Source organism: Arthrobacter sp. 05T45, from assembly GCF_056395875.1.
The window spans coordinates 19,309-34,505 of sequence record NZ_JBFTKI010000006.1 but is presented as its reverse complement, the minus strand read 5'-3'; the positions used below and the strand labels follow the sequence as shown (position 1 = coordinate 34,505).

Annotated in this window: 14 protein-coding genes; 6 read left to right on the top strand and 8 right to left on the bottom strand. The window is 68.7% G+C overall.

Annotated features, from left to right (window positions below; genetic code table 11):
• Positions 1 to 3: 3 nt before the first annotated feature.
• A complete protein-coding gene (locus AC1DGD_RS08680) occupies positions 4 to 834 on the top strand; it encodes a metal-dependent hydrolase (RefSeq protein WP_018774647.1) in 831 nt (276 codons plus the stop codon).
• Positions 835 to 905: 71 nt separating this feature from the next.
• Here the strand turns inward: AC1DGD_RS08680 and AC1DGD_RS08675 are convergent, their stop codons facing one another.
• The 6 genes from AC1DGD_RS08675 to nirB all read right to left on the bottom strand — a co-directional run bounded on the left by AC1DGD_RS08675 (position 906) and on the right by nirB (position 8,176).
• Positions 906 to 1,130: a hypothetical protein gene (locus AC1DGD_RS08675; protein ID WP_230010712.1), complete on the bottom strand. Its 225-nt coding sequence runs from the start codon at positions 1,128 to 1,130 to the stop codon at positions 906 to 908.
• A 52-nt stretch (positions 1,131 to 1,182) separates the two neighbouring features.
• Positions 1,183 to 1,881, bottom strand: a complete 699-nt coding sequence (gene deoC / locus AC1DGD_RS08670) for a deoxyribose-phosphate aldolase (protein WP_476856543.1) — start codon at positions 1,879 to 1,881, stop codon at positions 1,183 to 1,185.
• 160 nt (positions 1,882 to 2,041) lie between these two features.
• Positions 2,042 to 2,941 carry an FAD-dependent oxidoreductase gene (locus AC1DGD_RS08665; protein WP_476856542.1) on the bottom strand — a complete coding sequence of 300 codons (900 nt, stop codon included), beginning with the start codon at positions 2,939 to 2,941 and terminating at the stop codon, positions 2,042 to 2,044.
• Positions 2,942 to 3,183: 242 nt separating this feature from the next.
• The gene (locus tag AC1DGD_RS08660) at positions 3,184 to 4,338 is read right to left on the bottom strand and encodes a uroporphyrinogen-III synthase (protein ID WP_476856642.1); all 1,155 of its coding nucleotides are present in this window, start codon (positions 4,336 to 4,338) and stop codon (positions 3,184 to 3,186) included.
• A 92-nt stretch (positions 4,339 to 4,430) separates the two neighbouring features.
• On the bottom strand, positions 4,431 to 5,465 hold the full coding sequence (cobA, locus tag AC1DGD_RS08655) for a uroporphyrinogen-III C-methyltransferase (RefSeq protein WP_476856541.1): 1,035 nt from the start codon (positions 5,463 to 5,465) through the stop codon (positions 4,431 to 4,433).
• A gap of 2 nt (positions 5,466 to 5,467) precedes the next feature.
• Positions 5,468 to 8,176: a nitrite reductase large subunit NirB gene (nirB, locus tag AC1DGD_RS08650; RefSeq protein ID WP_476856540.1), complete on the bottom strand. Its 2,709-nt coding sequence runs from the start codon at positions 8,174 to 8,176 to the stop codon at positions 5,468 to 5,470.
• 256 nt (positions 8,177 to 8,432) lie between these two features.
• Here nirB and nirD point away from each other — a divergent pair, with 256 nt between their 5' ends.
• Positions 8,433 to 8,813, top strand: a complete 381-nt coding sequence (gene nirD, locus AC1DGD_RS08645; protein ID WP_476849033.1) for a nitrite reductase small subunit NirD — start codon at positions 8,433 to 8,435, stop codon at positions 8,811 to 8,813.
• Here nirD and AC1DGD_RS08640 read toward each other — a convergent pair.
• A complete protein-coding gene (locus tag AC1DGD_RS08640) occupies positions 8,810 to 10,549 on the bottom strand; it encodes a phospho-sugar mutase (protein ID WP_476856539.1) in 1,740 nt (579 codons plus the stop codon). The two genes, nirD and AC1DGD_RS08640, sit on opposite strands and share 4 nt — an antisense overlap.
• 127 nt (positions 10,550 to 10,676) lie before the next feature.
• On the opposite strand from AC1DGD_RS08640, the gene AC1DGD_RS08635 reads away from it, so the two are divergent.
• Positions 10,677 to 11,156: an RrF2 family transcriptional regulator gene (locus tag AC1DGD_RS08635; protein WP_028278356.1), complete on the top strand. Its 480-nt coding sequence runs from the start codon at positions 10,677 to 10,679 to the stop codon at positions 11,154 to 11,156.
• A gap of 51 nt (positions 11,157 to 11,207) precedes the next feature.
• Here the strand turns inward: AC1DGD_RS08635 and AC1DGD_RS08630 are convergent, their stop codons facing one another.
• Positions 11,208 to 12,026 carry a purine-nucleoside phosphorylase gene (locus AC1DGD_RS08630; RefSeq protein WP_028278355.1) on the bottom strand — a complete coding sequence of 273 codons (819 nt, stop codon included), beginning with the start codon at positions 12,024 to 12,026 and terminating at the stop codon, positions 11,208 to 11,210.
• 108 nt (positions 12,027 to 12,134) lie between these two features.
• Here AC1DGD_RS08630 and AC1DGD_RS08625 point away from each other — a divergent pair, with 108 nt between their 5' ends.
• The 3 genes from AC1DGD_RS08625 to AC1DGD_RS08615 all read left to right on the top strand — a co-directional run bounded on the left by AC1DGD_RS08625 (position 12,135) and on the right by AC1DGD_RS08615 (position 14,977).
• On the top strand, positions 12,135 to 13,550 hold the full coding sequence (locus AC1DGD_RS08625) for an NAD(P)H-quinone dehydrogenase (RefSeq protein ID WP_028278354.1): 1,416 nt from the start codon (positions 12,135 to 12,137) through the stop codon (positions 13,548 to 13,550).
• A 53-nt stretch (positions 13,551 to 13,603) separates the two neighbouring features.
• Positions 13,604 to 14,329 (top strand): hypothetical protein, encoded by a 726-nt coding sequence (locus AC1DGD_RS08620; RefSeq protein WP_476856538.1) that lies wholly within the window; start codon positions 13,604 to 13,606, stop codon positions 14,327 to 14,329.
• A gap of 174 nt (positions 14,330 to 14,503) precedes the next feature.
• Positions 14,504 to 14,977, top strand: a complete 474-nt coding sequence (locus AC1DGD_RS08615; protein ID WP_476856537.1) for a DUF805 domain-containing protein — start codon at positions 14,504 to 14,506, stop codon at positions 14,975 to 14,977.
• The last annotated feature ends 220 nt before the right edge of the window (positions 14,978 to 15,197 follow it).

Genomic DNA, 15,197 nt, shown 5'->3' with positions numbered 1-15,197 from the left:
AGAATGATGGGAGGACATCACGCCGCGTCGGGAGCCGCGGCGTGGGTAGCCATTGCCTCGACCGGCCCGTATGCGCTCGGCTGGTACCCCCTGGATCCCACCGGAATCGTGATCGGCGCGATGGCGACGGCGGGGACCGCGCTGGTCTGCGACTGGGACCACCGTGCCAGCACGGTGGCGCACGCGCTGCCGCCGCTGTCCAACCTGGTGGCGCGCGGCATTGAGAACGCCAGCGGGGGCCACCGGCAGGGCACTCATTCGGTGCTGGGCGCGGCGTTCTTCGTGCTGCTGGCCACGATCGCCGGGCAGTGGCAGGTGCAGACCCAGTGGGGGCTGCTGTCCGTCGGAGCCGGCCTGCTGTGCATGTTCATGATCAACATCGCCGCGAAGGCACTGAAACTCTTCCCGAAATTCGGCTGGATCAGCAACTGGATCGTCGGGCTGCTCATGGCCGGACTCGTGACGTGGTTCGCGCCGCACCAGTGGACCTGGCTGCCGGTTTCGATGCTTACCGGGGTGCTGGTGCACATTGTGGGGGACATGATCACCACCGGGGGAGTGCCGCTGCTCTGGCCACTGGTGATCAAGCCGCCCAAGGTCCTGCGGAAACTGCCGCTGCTGAAGAACATCTGGAGGGCCAACGGGGCGTTCTCCATCCCGCTGCTGGGCCGGGCGGGTTCGCGGCGGGAATGGTTCGTCCTGATCCCGGTAAGCGGCTACGCCATGGTGGGGATGTTTGGCGCCGGCCTGGCGGTGGCCAAAGCGCACTTCCCCGCGGCCCTGGCCCTCGGCACGGGGCTGGTCAAGGGCCTGTTCGCGCTGGTGCCCGGCTAGGACTGCCACCGGTTAAATGACTGAAGCTCCGGATGAACCGGAGCTTCAGTCATTTAAGGGTCAGGAGTGGCCTAGTTTTCGCCGGCCGAGTCCGAGCGTCCCAGCAGGGTCTGCGGGATCCAGAACGCGGCGGCGAAGAGAATCAGGCAGACGGCCATCGGCCAGGTGTTTTCCAGCGTCAGGAAGGACAGCGAGTAGATCGCACCGAGGAACAGGACCATCATCGGCACGAACAGGGCGATGCTGGATCCGAGGCTGTTCTCGACGCGCCGGGACGGGGTGGTGTTGCTGGACATTCGTTCCTCCTCGGCCCCGGGGGGCTCAAAACTGTGGGCGGTGCCGGCACGGTCAGTACGCGGACGAACCCTGTTCACCCTTGACGATCGCGATACCGGAGCTGGCGCCAATACGTGTTGCACCTGCAGCAATCATAGCCTGAGCATCGGCCAGGGAACGCACGCCGCCGGAGGCCTTGACACCCAGGTCCGGGCCGACGGCGCGGCGCATGAGAGCGACGTCCTCGGCAGTGGCCCCGCCGCCGTTGAAGCCCGTGGAGGTCTTCACGAAGTCCGCCCCGGCTTCCACTGCGGCCTCGCAGGCGAGCACCTTCTGGTCATCGCCCAGCAGTGCCGTTTCGATGATGACCTTCAGGATGGCTCCGCCCTCGTGCACGGCGGCCGCGACGGCGGCGATGTCGTCCACCAGCGCGCCCTTGTCATTGGCACGGGCCGCGGCGATGTTGATGACCATGTCCACTTCTTCGGCACCGTCCAGGACCGCGCCGCGGGCCTCGAAGGCCTTGACGTCGCTCGGCGTGGCGCCCAGTGGGAATCCCACCACGGAGCACGTCAGGACGCCGGATCCCTTGAGCGCTTTCTTGACGGTCTTGACCCATACCGGGTTCACGCAGACCGACTTGAAGTGGTACTCCGCCGCCTCGGCGCAGACCTTGAGGATCTCCGCCTCGCTGGCCTCCGGCTTGAGCAGGGTGTGGTCGATGTAGGAGGCGATGTTGGGCATCCCCCCGGTGGCGGCTTCTTGGCTCATGGTGGTCCCTTTCGTGGCGGGCCTGGGACGCGGCGGTCCCTTCCCGGGCCTTGTGGGCCTGCGGGCCCTGGCGGCGCCGCGTGGTGCGCGGCTTATCAGGGAACCATCTTGCCATAGGAATGTGCCCGGCGGATGCCCCCGGCCGGGCCTCCCCGGCACGTCAGGCGGCGGCCGCCAGGGCCCGGCCCATGGTGGCCTGAAGCAACTGGGAAGCGCACACCGACGCCGCGGAACCGGAGGCCACGAGCAGCCCCAGCCGGACGCCGTCGTAGGCTGCCGCGTCACCGATCGCCCAGATGCCCGGCACGGAGGTGCGGAAGTCCTGGCCGATGACGATCCCGCCGCCGGCAGCGGTCGCGAGCCCGGCCGTGGCGGCCAGCTCGTCGCGGGCGATGCGCTCCTCGGCGAGGATCACGAGGTCACCGTTCATGCTGGAGCCGTCCTCGAAGACGATGCCCGACGCCGGCAGGGCGGACCCGGCGGCGGTGGGAACGACGGCGGCGGGACGGACGGTGGTGCGGACCGGGCGGACGCCGCGGGACCGGAGCACGGCCTCGGCCTGGCCGGCGGCCGAACCCGTGCCGACCAGGATGCCGAGGGGGCGGCGGCCCAGGACCCGGGTGACGTCCTTGACGGCCTCGCCCAGCCCGGCGGCGTCGTCGATTGTGGAATAGCTCAGGCAGCGGGCGGCACCTTCCACCGGAGCCTCGGCGGGAGCGGAACCGGTGGCGATGACGAGCTCGTCGTAGTCGAACTCCATGCCGTCGGCGGTGGTCACGCGGCGGTTTTCCGCGTCGATGTAGCTGGCCGGCTGGCCGAAGCGGACGGATACCTGGGGCAGGACGGCGAGCTCCAGCAATTCCTCGGGTGCGTCGTCCCGGTTGCTGAGGACCGTGATGGCGCCGGCGAACGGGGTCCGGGTGAGCTGCCGGACGAGCGCCTGGGCGGCCCGGCCGGCGCCGGCGATGACGATCCTGGGCCGGGCGGCCGTGGTGGCGGGGGCAGCCGAAGCGCCTGTCAGGGAGGAAGTGGAGGTGGGAGACATTGCCGGAGCGGACATGTGCTGGCCCTTTCGCTGGGTGGCCATCGTGTGGCCGGTGTGCTTGATGAACCCCAGCGTAGGCGTCCGATTTTTCCGGGGTGTTTCCCGGGTGTTGCCGCTTCTGCCCTGCCCGTTCGCCAGTATTTACCGGCCGGTAATGCCGTGGGTCACACCCCGCGAAGGCCGGCAGCAAAGCAACGCGGGGTCACTTAGCGCCTATAGATAGCGGTGGGATGGGCGCTATGTGACCCCGCGTTGGGTTAGACCCGGATCCGGTAGCCGCGTTTCACCACGGTTTCCACCAGCCGGGTGTCCGGCAGCGCGGACCGCAGCCGGCTGACGGTCATGTCCAGGGCATGCACGGAACCGCGCAGCTCCAGCAGGTCCGAGAGCGCCTCGCGGGACAGCACTGCCCCGCCGGCGCCGATGAGCGCGCGCAGCAGCAACAGCGGTGCGGGCGCCATCTCGACCGGCTCGCCGTTGATGCGCAGCGACCGGCCGCGCAGCTCCACCCTGCCGGAAACGGTGTCGAGCCGGCGGACGTGGTTGAGTGCCAGGTGCTCGCAGACCAGCCGGATCAGGGCGCCCATCCGGAACCGTTCCGGGATCAGCGGATGCAGCCCGGCATCGAGCAGCGGCTGCGCGGTGATGGGCCCGACGACGGCGGTCGCCACAGTGGTCTTCAGGCTCTCCACGAGCTGTTTGTAGACGCCCATCTCGTGCGCCGTGCTCCACATCGCGTCCACGGCGGGCGCGCTGGTGAACGTCAGGACATCCAGGTTGCCGCTGCACGCGGCTTCGATCAGCTTGGGCAGCCGGTCGGCGCCGTCGGGCTTGACCCAGCGGTACGGGGTGACCGTCAGGACGGTGGCGCCGGACATGCGCAGGCGCTCGAGCTGGCGGACATCGGTGTAGCCGTGCAGCTGCACCGCGACTGTCTTGCCGCGCACACCCTCGGCCAGCAGCATGTCCACGAGCGTGGACGTGGTTTCGTCGCTGCTGATTCCGACGTCGGCGAGCCCGGCGGCGCGCACGGCGCCGCGGGCTTTGGGCCCGCGGACGAACATCCGGGTGGCGGAGAGGGTCTCCAGCAGCTGGTCGCCAATGCCAAACGTGTCCGCGGCCTCGCACCAGCGGCGCATGCCGTAGGCGGTGGTCGCGATGCAAAGATCGGGCCGGGCGGCGATGATCGCCCGGGTGTCCTCGATCAGGCTCTGGTCCTCCCGGACCGGGGCGATCTTCAGGGCCGGGGCGTGAAGCACCTCGGCACCGCGGCGTTCCAGGGCCTCGATGAGGTCCTGCGAACGGCGGTGCGAGGTGACGCCGATCCGGAAGCCGTCCAGGGGAAGGTCCCGGTCGGTCGCGTCCTCGGCGGGTTCGGGCGCGGGGGCGCCGGCGGTCGCGCCGGCGGTCAGTGCGGAGGCGAGGGCGGGGTTCAAGGGGGACAGTGGTGCGCCGGGCTCCGGGAGGGCTGCGGCGACGGCGTTCAGTGCGCTCATGGGAATCCTTACGCCTCCATCAGTGATGCGGCCAGTCGGTCGAGCTCTGCCGTGGCCTCGGCACAGCCCCGGTTGGCTTCGGCCACCCGGACAACGTCCCCGATCACCAGGACGGCGGGGTTGCTGCAGCCCGCGGCTGCGGAGGTGATGGTGCCCAGCTCGGCGATCGTGGTGCGCTGGCCGGGGCGGTAGCCGCGTTCGACGACAGCCATCGGCATGTCGGCCCGCATTCCGGCCCGGCGGAGTCCGGCCGCGAGGTGGTGCAGGGTGCCGATGCCCATCAGGACCACAATGGTTCCGCCGAGCCCGGCGAGGTGCGTCAGTTCGTTCTCGGCCAGCGGGGCATGGCCGGAGACCACGGTGAACATGTGGCTGACTTCGCGGTGCGTGACCGGGATGCCGGCGGCGGCCGGAACCGAGATGGCGCTGGTGACTCCGGAGATGACGCGGACCGGAACCCCGGCCGCGACGCAGGACGCGACTTCCTCGCCGCCGCGGCCGAACACATAGGGGTCCCCGCCCTTGAGGCGGACCACATTGTTGCCGGCCAGCGCGCTTTCCACCATGAGCTTTTCGATGTCGGCCTGGCTGACCTTGTGGTGGCCGGGCTTCTTGCCCACATCCACGAGCTCTGCCGAGGTCAGGGACGGCAGGTCCTGGTACGGGGCGAGCCGGTCGTAGAAGACGACGTCGGCATCGCGCAGCGCGGCGACGGCGGCGACGGTGAGCAGCTCGGTGGTGCCGGGTCCGCCGCCGACCAGCGTGACGTGGCCCGCCGGGCCGGCCGGGGGCTCGGCCGCCACCGGAATGCCGGTGGCATGGCACCGGCCGAGGAGGGCCTCCCAGCCGGGCTGGCCGTCGTCGACCGCCGCGACCAGGAACGGGCGCTCGGGCAGCGGGCCGTCCATGCCGGCGCCCTGCGGGGTGCTGAGGCGGAACACGACGGCGCCGGCCGCCTCATAGCGCCGCACGGCCTGACGGGCGGCGTGGTCCGCGCCCGTGACCAGGACTTCGCGTCCGGTGAGGTCAATGGTGAGCTGCATGGCTATACCTCGTTCTCGTCAGGCAGTCCCGGGGTGGTGGCTCGGACCGGAATGGAAGCCCCGATCAGGACCGGCTGCTGCCCGGCCCGCGCCTTCTCCTCCGCTGTCGCGGGGCGCATCTGGCCGCGCTCGTCGGAGACGAAGGTGATCGAATCGTCTTTCTGGTCCGGGGCGTTGACGAAGGAGCGGAAGCGGCGGAGGCGCTCGGGATCCTTCAGGGTGTCGGCCCATTCGTCGACGTAGGTGTCAACGTGCTTGGCCATGGCGGCTTCGAGGTCCTCGGCAATGCCCAGGGTGTCGTGGACCACCACGTCCTCGACGTGCTTGATGCCGCCGTCGAGCTCTTCCTGCCAGCGCGCGGTGCGCTGCAGCCGGTCGGCCGTGCGGATGTAGTACATGAAGTAGCGGTCGATGTACCTGATCAGGGTTTCGTCGTCGAGGTCCTTGGCCAGCAGCTGGGCGTGCGCCGGAGTGGCGCCGCCGTTGCCGCCGACGTACAGGTTCCAGCCGTCGGCGGTGGCGATGACGCCGACGTCCTTGCCCCGGGCCTCCGCACATTCGCGGGCGCAGCCGGAGACGCCCATCTTCAGCTTGTGCGGGCTGCGGAGGCCGCGGTAGCGCAGCTCGAGCGCGATGGCCATGGCCACCGAATCTTGGACCCCGAAGCGGCACCAGGTGGAGCCGACGCAGGACTTCACCGTGCGCAGGCTCTTGCCGTAGGCCTGGCCGGATTCGAAGCCGGCATCGACCAGGACCTTCCAGATTTCGGGCAGCTGCTCCAGCCGGGCGCCGAACATGTCGATCCGCTGCCCGCCGGTGATCTTGGTGTAGAGGCCGTACTGCTCGGCGACCGCGGCGATCACGCCGAGTTTCTTCGGGGTGATCTCGCCGCCGGCGATCCGCGGGACCACCGAGTAGGTGCCGTCCTTTTGCATGTTGGCCAGGGCGCGGTCGTTGGTGTCCTGCAGGGTGCCGCGGCCGGCGTCCAGGACGTAGGCGCTGTTCTGGCTGGCGAGGATGTTGGCGATGGTCGGCTTGCAGATATCGCAGCCGGCGCCGGTGCCGTACTTGGCCATGATCTCCTCGAAGGAGGTCAGCTCCAGGACCCGGATGGCGTCGAAGAGTTCCTGGCGGGACAGCTCGATGTGTTCGCACAGGGCCTTGGAGACTTCGACGCCGGACTTGGTCAGTTCGGTTTCGAGCAGCTTCTTGAGCATCGGCACGCAGGAACCGCAGCTGGTGCCGGCGCGGGTGCAGCCCTTGAGCTCGCCGAGTTCCCGGACCGGCGCGTTGCCGTCGCAGCTCCCGCAGCCGTTGACGGTGTCACGGATGGTTCCGGCCGAGACGTTGTTGCAGGAACACAGGATCGCGTCATCCGGCAGTTGGATCTCCAAGACTCCGTCCCCGGCGTCGCCGCCGCCGGCCGCGGTGAGGTAGGCGCCGGGTTCGGCGGCCAGTTCGCGGCCCAGCATGGGGCGCAGGGAGGTGTAGGGCGAGGCGTCGCCGACGAAGATGCCGCCGAGCAGGGTCTTGGCATCGTCGGTGGTGACGATCTTCTGGTAGACGCCGCGGGCGGGGTCGGCGTAGACGATCTCGAGCGCGTGTTCCGTTCGGGCGAAGGCGTCACCGAAGCTGGCGACGTCGACGCCGGAGAGCTTGAGCTTGGTGGCGGTGTCGAAGCCGGGGAAGGTCGCGTCGCCGCCGTGCAGCCGGTCCGCGACGATTTCGGCCATCGTGTTGGCCGGGGCCACGAGGCCCAGGCACATGCCGCCGAAGTTGGCGACCTCGCCGATCGCCCAGATGCCGGGAACCTCCGTGGAGCAGTCGTCGGAGATGACGACGCCGCCGCGCTGGCCGAGCTGGAACTGCTGCGGTCCCTTTTGCCCATCCGGGCCATCCGCCGCCCGGAACAGTTCGTCTCGGGGCCGCACGCCGATCGCGACGATCACGATGTCGGCGTCGATGATCCGGCCGTCGGCCATGAGGACGCCGGTGACCTGGCCGTCGTCGTCGGAGATAACCTCGGAGGGGAACACCCCGCCGTGGACGGTGAAGCCCTTGGCCTCGATCAGCCGGCCGAGCGCCTGGCCGGCACCCTCGTCCAGCTGGGTGTTCATGAGCCACGGCGAGCCGTTGATGACGATCGGGGTGGCGCCGAGCTGTTCGGTGCCGGCGGCTGATTCCAGGCCCAGCAGACCGCCGCCGATCGTGACCGCGTTGACCTTCCGGCCCAGCTTCGCGGTGAGGTCCGCGATGGCCTTGTTGATGGACCAGACGTCCTCAAGGGTGCGGTACACATGGGTGAGTTCGGCGCCCGGGATGGGCAGGCGGGCAGCGTCCGAGCCCGTCGCGACCACCAGCTCGTCATAGGGATAAATGGTTCCCGCCGCGGTCCGGACGGTCTTGCCGGCGGCGTCGATGCTGGTGACGCGCTCGCCGGTCTTGAGGTTCAGGGCCGTGTGGTCCCACATGGAAGCGCTGCCCAGGGTGAGGTCGACGTCGCTGTCGGTGAGTGCCTTGCTCAGCGCGACGCGGTCATAGGGGAGGTGGGCTTCCTCGGTGAGGACGGTAACGTGCCAGCCATCGAGTCCGCGGGCGTGCATGGCATCGGCGAACCGGTGCGCTGCGGGGCCGCCGCCGGCCACCACAATACGGCGCGGGGCGGCGCTGGTTGCGCCCTGGTTCGGGTGGCTTGAGGGGTGTCCGGTCACGGTGGGCCTTTCGCATGGGCCGCAGACGGTGCTCTGCAGCTTGTCGTCCCAGACTAGGCAACCGGAATTTCGCTTCAGTTTCCCTTATGTTTCGTGATCTTAACTTCTGCATCACGAATGCATTTCCCGCCGTGTGAGCTCTCTTTTACGCGCCGGACACATCCGGCGCGTCCGGATGAAACACCGCGCGCCTAGCTTGAGTATGTGGCCGCAGCAGCGGTTGAGCCCGTAAGGGATGTATCAGAGAGGGGCCGGGATGACCGCCGTACTTGAAACCGCCGTACACGACGTTGAGGACCAAATTACTGAAGCCGCAGCCGGCTGGCACCGGGTGTGCGCCGTGGCGGACCTGGAACCCGCCTGGGGCGAGGCGGCACTGATTGCGGGCCGCCAGGTGGCCGTGTTCCGCACCCTGTCCGGTGAGGTTTTCGCCGTCGCGCAGGAGGACCCGGCCACCGGGGCGAACGTCATGGCACGGGGCATCACCGGATCCCGCGGGGACCGGCCCACGGTGGCATCTCCGTTGCACAAGGAGGTCTACGACCTCGGCACCGGAGAATGCCTCGGCAGCCCGGAACTCCGCCTCGCCACCTTCGGTACCCGGATTGTGGGCGGGTACATTGAGGTGCGGCTCTAGAGGCCCAGTGCCTCGCGGACGTCCGCAAGGACGCCGTCCAGGGCCGTGCGGGCCTCGTCCCGGGCTGCCGGAAGCTCGGCGGCCGAGCCGACACTGCGGATGACTTCCAGGTAGCACTTGAGCTTCGGTTCCGTACCGCTGGGACGGATGATCACACGGCTGAGGTCCCGGGTCAGGTACAGCAGGCCCTCGGTGGGCGGGAGGAGTTCGCTGCCCTCGGCAAGGTCCGTGACGGCCTCGACGCCGGAGCCGCCGAACGATTCCGGCGGGCTCACGCGCAGCCGGTTCATCATCGCGTCCAGCAGGCCGAGGTCCGCCACCCGGATGCTGAGCTGGTCGCTCGCGTGCAGCCCGTGCACCAGGTAGAGCTCGTCCAGGGTGTCAAAGATCGTCTTGCCCTCGGCCTTTGCGGCCGCCGCGAGTTCGGCAATGAGGACCGCGGCCGAAATGCCGTCCTTGTCGCGCACCAGCGAAGGAGCAACGCAGTAGCCCAGCGCCTCCTCGTAGCCGTAGACCAGCCCCGGCACCCGGGCAATCCACTTGAAGCCGGTCAGGGTTTCCTCGTGCGCGTAGCCTGCCGCGGCCGCGATCCGCGCCAGCAGCCGGGAGGACACGATCGAGTTGGCGAACACGCCGGCCGGTGCTTCGCCACTGGCGGCCTGCCGCGCCACGATGTGGGCACCGAGCAATGCGCCTACCTCGTCGCCGCGCAGCATGCGCCACGCGCCGGTATCAGGATCCTTCGCCGCCACCGCTGCCCGGTCGGCGTCGGGATCGTTGGCGATCACGATGTCGGCGTCCTCGCGCGTCGCCGCCTCGAGGGCGAGATCCAGCGCCCCGGGCTCCTCCGGGTTCGGGAAGTTCACCGTGGGGAAGTCCGGATCCGGCTGCGCCTGTTCGGTGACGAGCGTGACGTCGTCGAATCCGGCGGCGTTCAGCACCGCCACGGCCGTTTCCCCGCCCACCCCGTGCATGGGGGTCAGGACGATCTTCAGCCCGCGGGCCGGGAAGTGCTCAGGAACCGCCAGGGCCGCGACGGCGCGCTGGTAGTCGGTCGCGATCGAGGGCTCCAGCACAGTCCACCCGTCCGCGGCCAGGACGATCGAGTCCAGGGCACCGACGGCGTCGATCTTCGCCGCTATCAGGGCATCGTAGGGTGCCACGATCTGTGCGCCGCGGCCGCTTTCCTCCACCGCGTGACGGCCGAGGTACACCTTGTAGCCGTTGTCCTGCGGCGGGTTGTGGCTGGCGGTGACCATGACGCCGCCGTCGCAGTCCAGCGCCCGCACGGCGTAGGCGAGCAGCGGGGTGGGCAGCGCTGCCGGCATCAGGAAGGTCTCAACCCCCGCCGCGGTGAGGATCGCCGCTGTTTCCTCGGCGAAAATGTCGGAGTTGTAACGGGCGTCATAACCGACGACGGCGCGCGGCCGGGTGCCGGGGGAGGCCTGCCCGACCGCGTTGGTGAGGAAGGCGGTGAAGCCGGCGGCGGCGCGGCGGACCACCACGCGGTTCATCCGGTTCGGACCCGGGCCGAGGGCTGCCCGCAGTCCAGCGGTGCCGAACTGCAGGGTGCCGCTGAAGCTGTCGGCCAGTTCCTGGCGGGCCGCGGCGACGCCCCCGTCGGCGCGGCGGACGAGTTCGGAGAGTGCGGCGGCGGTGGCGGGGTCCGGGTCCTGGCTTGCCCAATCGCGGGCATCGCTCAGGAGGCGGGCGAGTTCGGCATCAGAAGACGTCATGGAACCAAACTATCGCCAATCGTGGGCGATTCCTGCCCAGACAATCGGGAGTTCGGGTTTCAGTTCCATCTCGAGGCTTTTCGCGGGACCTTGACACCCAAATTTCCGGACACGTAACGTCTGGAATATGAAGATGGGCCGTGGTGTCGAATGGGCCGTGCACAGTTGCGTCAACATGGCATGGACACCGCCCGGTGAACCGGTGAACAGTGCCCGGCTGGCAGAGTTCTACAAACTCCCGGCGGCCTATCTCAACAAGCAGTTTCAGTCGCTGGTCCGCGCCGGCGTCCTGGACTCGGTGTCGGGTCCCCGCGGCGGCTTTCTCTTGGCGCGCCGGCCCGAAAATATCACCGTGCTGGACATCGTGCTGGCGCTGGAGGGCCAGGACCCGGCGTTCCGGTGCGAGGCCATCCTCGGAAATGTTCCGGAACCGGACCGGCAGGAGAACTTCGCGCGGACGTGCCTGATTTCCCAGACTATGCGCCAGGCCGAACTCGCCTGGCGGCAGGCGCTGGCCCGCCAGAGCATCGCCGGGATCGCGGACTCGATGGAGCGGCGGTTCCCGGCGGATAAGGCAAAGGTCCTGGACTACCTGGCCGCGGAATAGCCGCAGCCGGGTGGCCCAGGACCTGTCGCGGGGCCTAGCCCAGAGCCAGGATCAGAGCTTGGCGATGATGTCTGCCAGCAGCTTGGAAATCCGCGGGCCGGCGGCCTCGCCGGCTTCGAGGACTTCCCCGTGGCTGAGCGGCACGGGGCTGATCCCGGCGGCGAGGTTGGTCACCAGCGAGATGCCGAAGACCTCCATGCCGGCGTGACGGCCGGCGATCGCCTCAAGCGCCGTGGACATGCCCACCAGGTCGGCGCCGATCCGCTTGGCGTACTGCACCTCGGCGGGCGTCTCATAGTGCGGGCCGGTGAACTGGGCGTAGACGCCCTCGTCCAGCGACGGGTCCACCTCGCGGGCCAGCCCGCGGATCCGGGAGGAGTAGAGGTCCGTCAGGTCCACGAACGTTGCCCCTTCCAACGGAGAGGTGGCGGTGAGGTTGATGTGGTCGCTGATGAGCACCGGCGTGCCGGGCGTCCAGTTCTCGTTGAGCCCGCCGCAGCCGTTGGTCAGCACGAGGGTCTTGCAGCCGGCCGCGGCGGCGGTGCGCACCCCGTGCACCACGGCTCGGACGCCCTTGCCCTCGTAGTAGTGCGTGCGTGCGCCCAGTACCAGGGCGCGCTTGCCCTCTTTGGTCAGGACCGAGCGGATGGTGCCCACGTGCCCCACCACGGACGGTGCGGAGAAGCCGGGGATTTCGGCGGCGGACAAGGTGGCGGTCGTCTCGCCGATGAGCTCGGCGGCGTCGCCCCAGCCCGAGCCGAGGACCAGCGCGACGTCATGGGAGTCGACGCCCGTCTCTGCGGCGATGTAGTCGGCGGCGGCGCGGGCGGCGTCGAAAGGGTCCGTGTTCAGGAATTCTGTTGTACTCACCGGTACAAGTTATCGCGGCCGGGGCCCGCTGCCCAGCATGCACGGCCGGACCCGCGCGCGGCCCGGATTCTTGGTGGCTCCGGTTCAGATGGTGGACAATGGTTGATTGTGACTACGCATCCTGACTTCAGTTCACCCCGCATCGCAATTCTCGGCGGAGGCCCTGGCGGCTACGAGGCCGCCATGGTCGCCGCCTCGCTGGGGGCGCAGGTCACCATCATCGAGCGTGCGGGGCTCGGCGGCTCGGCGGTGCTGACCGACGTCGTTCCGTCCAAAACCCTGATCGCGACGGCAGATCTGATGACCCGCGTCGGCGAGGCCGGCGAGCTCGGGGTTAAATTCGACCTCGACGGCGGCGACTGCACCCCCACGATGCGCGCGGACCTCAAGCACATCAACGACCGCCTGCTGCGGCTGGCGCGGAAGCAGTCGGAGGACATCCAAGTCGGGCTGGAACACCAGAACGTCCGCATCCTGATCGGTTCCGGCAGGCTGCTGGACAACCACACCATCGAGGTCCTCACCGCCAACGGCACCGAGACGGTGGAAGCAGACACCATCCTGCTGGCGGTCGGCGCCCACCCGCGCGAGCTGCCCACGGCCCGCCCGGACGGTGAGCGCATCCTCAACTGGGCCCAGATCTACAACATGGACGTGCTCCCCGAAGAGCTGATCGTGGTGGGTTCCGGCGTCACGGGCGCGGAATTCGCCTCGGCCTACAACGGCCTGGGTTCCAAGGTCACCCTGATTTCCAGCCGCGACCGCGTGCTGCCGGGCTCGGACACCGACGCCGCCGAGGTCCTCGAGGGCGTTTTCGAACGCCGCGGGCTTAAGGTCCTCTCCCGCGCCCGCGCCGAGACCGTCGAGCGCACGGACGACGGCGTCGTGGTCACCCTCGGCGACGGTTCGAAGGTGACCGGCAGCCACTGCCTGGTCTGCGTCGGCTCCATCCCCAACACGGCCGGCATCGGCCTGGAGGAAGCCGGCGTCGCGCTGACCGAGAGCGGCCACATCAAGGTCGACGGCGTCTCGCGCACCACTGCGCCGAACATCTACGCTGCGGGCGACTGCACCGGCGTGCTGGCGCTCGCCTCCGTCGCCGCGATGCAGGGCCGGATCGCGATCGCGCACTTCCTGGGCGACAGTGTCATGCCCCTTAAGCTGCACCAGGTGGCATCCAACATCTTCACCTCGCCCGAGATTGCGAACGTGGGCGTCTCCGAGGCCGAGATTGATTCGGGCAAGTACCAGGCCGACGTCATCAAGCTGTCCCTGCGCAGCAACGCCCGCGCCAAGATGCGCAACCACCGCGACGGTTTCATCAAAATCTTCGCCCGCAAGGGCTCCGGCACCGTGATCGGCGGGGTGGTGGTGGGCCCGAACGCCTCCGAGCTCATCTTCGCGATCTCGATCGCCGTGACCCAGAAGCTGCACGTCGACGACATCGCCAGCACTTTCACCGTGTACCCGTCCCTGAGTGGCTCCATCTCCGAAGCAGCCCGGCGGCTCCACGTCCACATGTAGATTGCGCACGTAGAGTTACAGAGCGGGCCCGCCGCAATCCGGAGGCTGATGCCATGCAGAGTCCCCAGGCGCTGGTTGAAGCCGCCGAGCGGGCCGCCGCGCGCTCTACTGCGCACGGCGCCGCGGGGGACGTCGCGGGGGGAGAAGAAACCTTCACCGGGTTCGGCGTCACCGGGGTTCCGTTCAGTTCAGGCTACGTACTGGCGTTGCGGCGCTTCGCCGGGTCATCGATCGGGCCGGGGTACACCTCGGTCTGGATCCGCGACCCCGCCGGAGCATGGTCAATGCATGGCACCGTGGCCCCAGGACTCTCGTGCCCCCGGTACTTCGGCGCCGCCCTCGATTCGGCGTCAACCTCCCGCATTTCCCTCACGTGGAGCGGCAGCCACGCTTTCACGGTCGACGTCGACGGCGGCGCTGCGCTGCACTGGCAGCTCACGCTGCGCTCCACGACGATCACCAGATTCATGACGGTGGTGTCCGGTGCCGTTCCGGACCGGCTGTGGCGCAGCCGGGCGTTCCTGCGCGCCATGGGTGCCGTTGCCGGACCGCTCCTCGGGGCGGGCCACCTGGGCCTGACTGGCCTCGCCCCCAACGGCCAACGATTTGCCGTCCACCCTCGGCGCATGTGGTTCGTCGCAGACAGCCGGGCCGTGCTCAAGGGACGCGACTTGGGAGAACCCGCTGCCTTGCCAGTCCAGGACAGGTTGGGGGACTTCTGGATACCCCGGCGCGGCATCCTGATGATGGGAACCGCGGTGTTCGAGCCGGGAGATTAAGCACGACGGTTGACCGGCGCCTGAGGTTCCGCGTCCACTGATCCGGGTCTAGCCTCCTGCGCCGCACACATGCGCGGGTGAACGCAGTGTAAATTCTCGCCGCCCAACAGGCATTCATGTCCGACGGCGGCCCTAGGATGAATCTCGTCATTCGCACTCATTCAAGGGGACTACATGAGTTATCCGCAGCAACCGAATGCATTTCCGCCCCAGACCGGAGAGACTCCGCTTTGGGCGCCGCTCTATGGGGCTACCCTCAAGCAGGCCGTCCAGCGATTCTTCAAGAAATACGCCATCTTCTCCGGCCGGGCAAGCCGCAGTGAGTACTGGTGGTGGGCACTGGTGTCCCTCATCGTCGGGATAGTCATCAACATCATCACCAGCACCGGCACGACGACTAATGCGTCCGGAACCGCCGTGACGGGACCGGGTGCCATTGTCGGCTTGATCCTTGCTGTCATTTGGGGGCTCGGGACAATCGTTCCGTCCGTTGCCCTGCTGGCACGGCGCCTCCACGACGTGAACCTGAGCGCCTGGCTGATCCTGCTGGTCCTGGTGCCGTTCCTCGGCGGCCTGGCGCTGTTGGTGATGACAATTCTGCCCTCCAACCCTGCCGGCCAGCGGTTCGACCAGCCCTCCGGCTACTAGTGCGCTTCCGCTGAGCGAAGAATCCCTGGCCGGGAATCCGGGCAGGGATTCTTCGTTTTCGGCAGTCGGGCGCACCGCCGTGCGGGGGCCGCGGTTTCGCGTCAACGTCGCAACACCTAACTGGGAAGGGTGCTGTTTTATGGGACGTTCGGCGCGTAGTTTGCGGAAAATGGGACCACCGGGCCTGCTTGATAAGCGGCCCGGATATGTTCAGCTCATG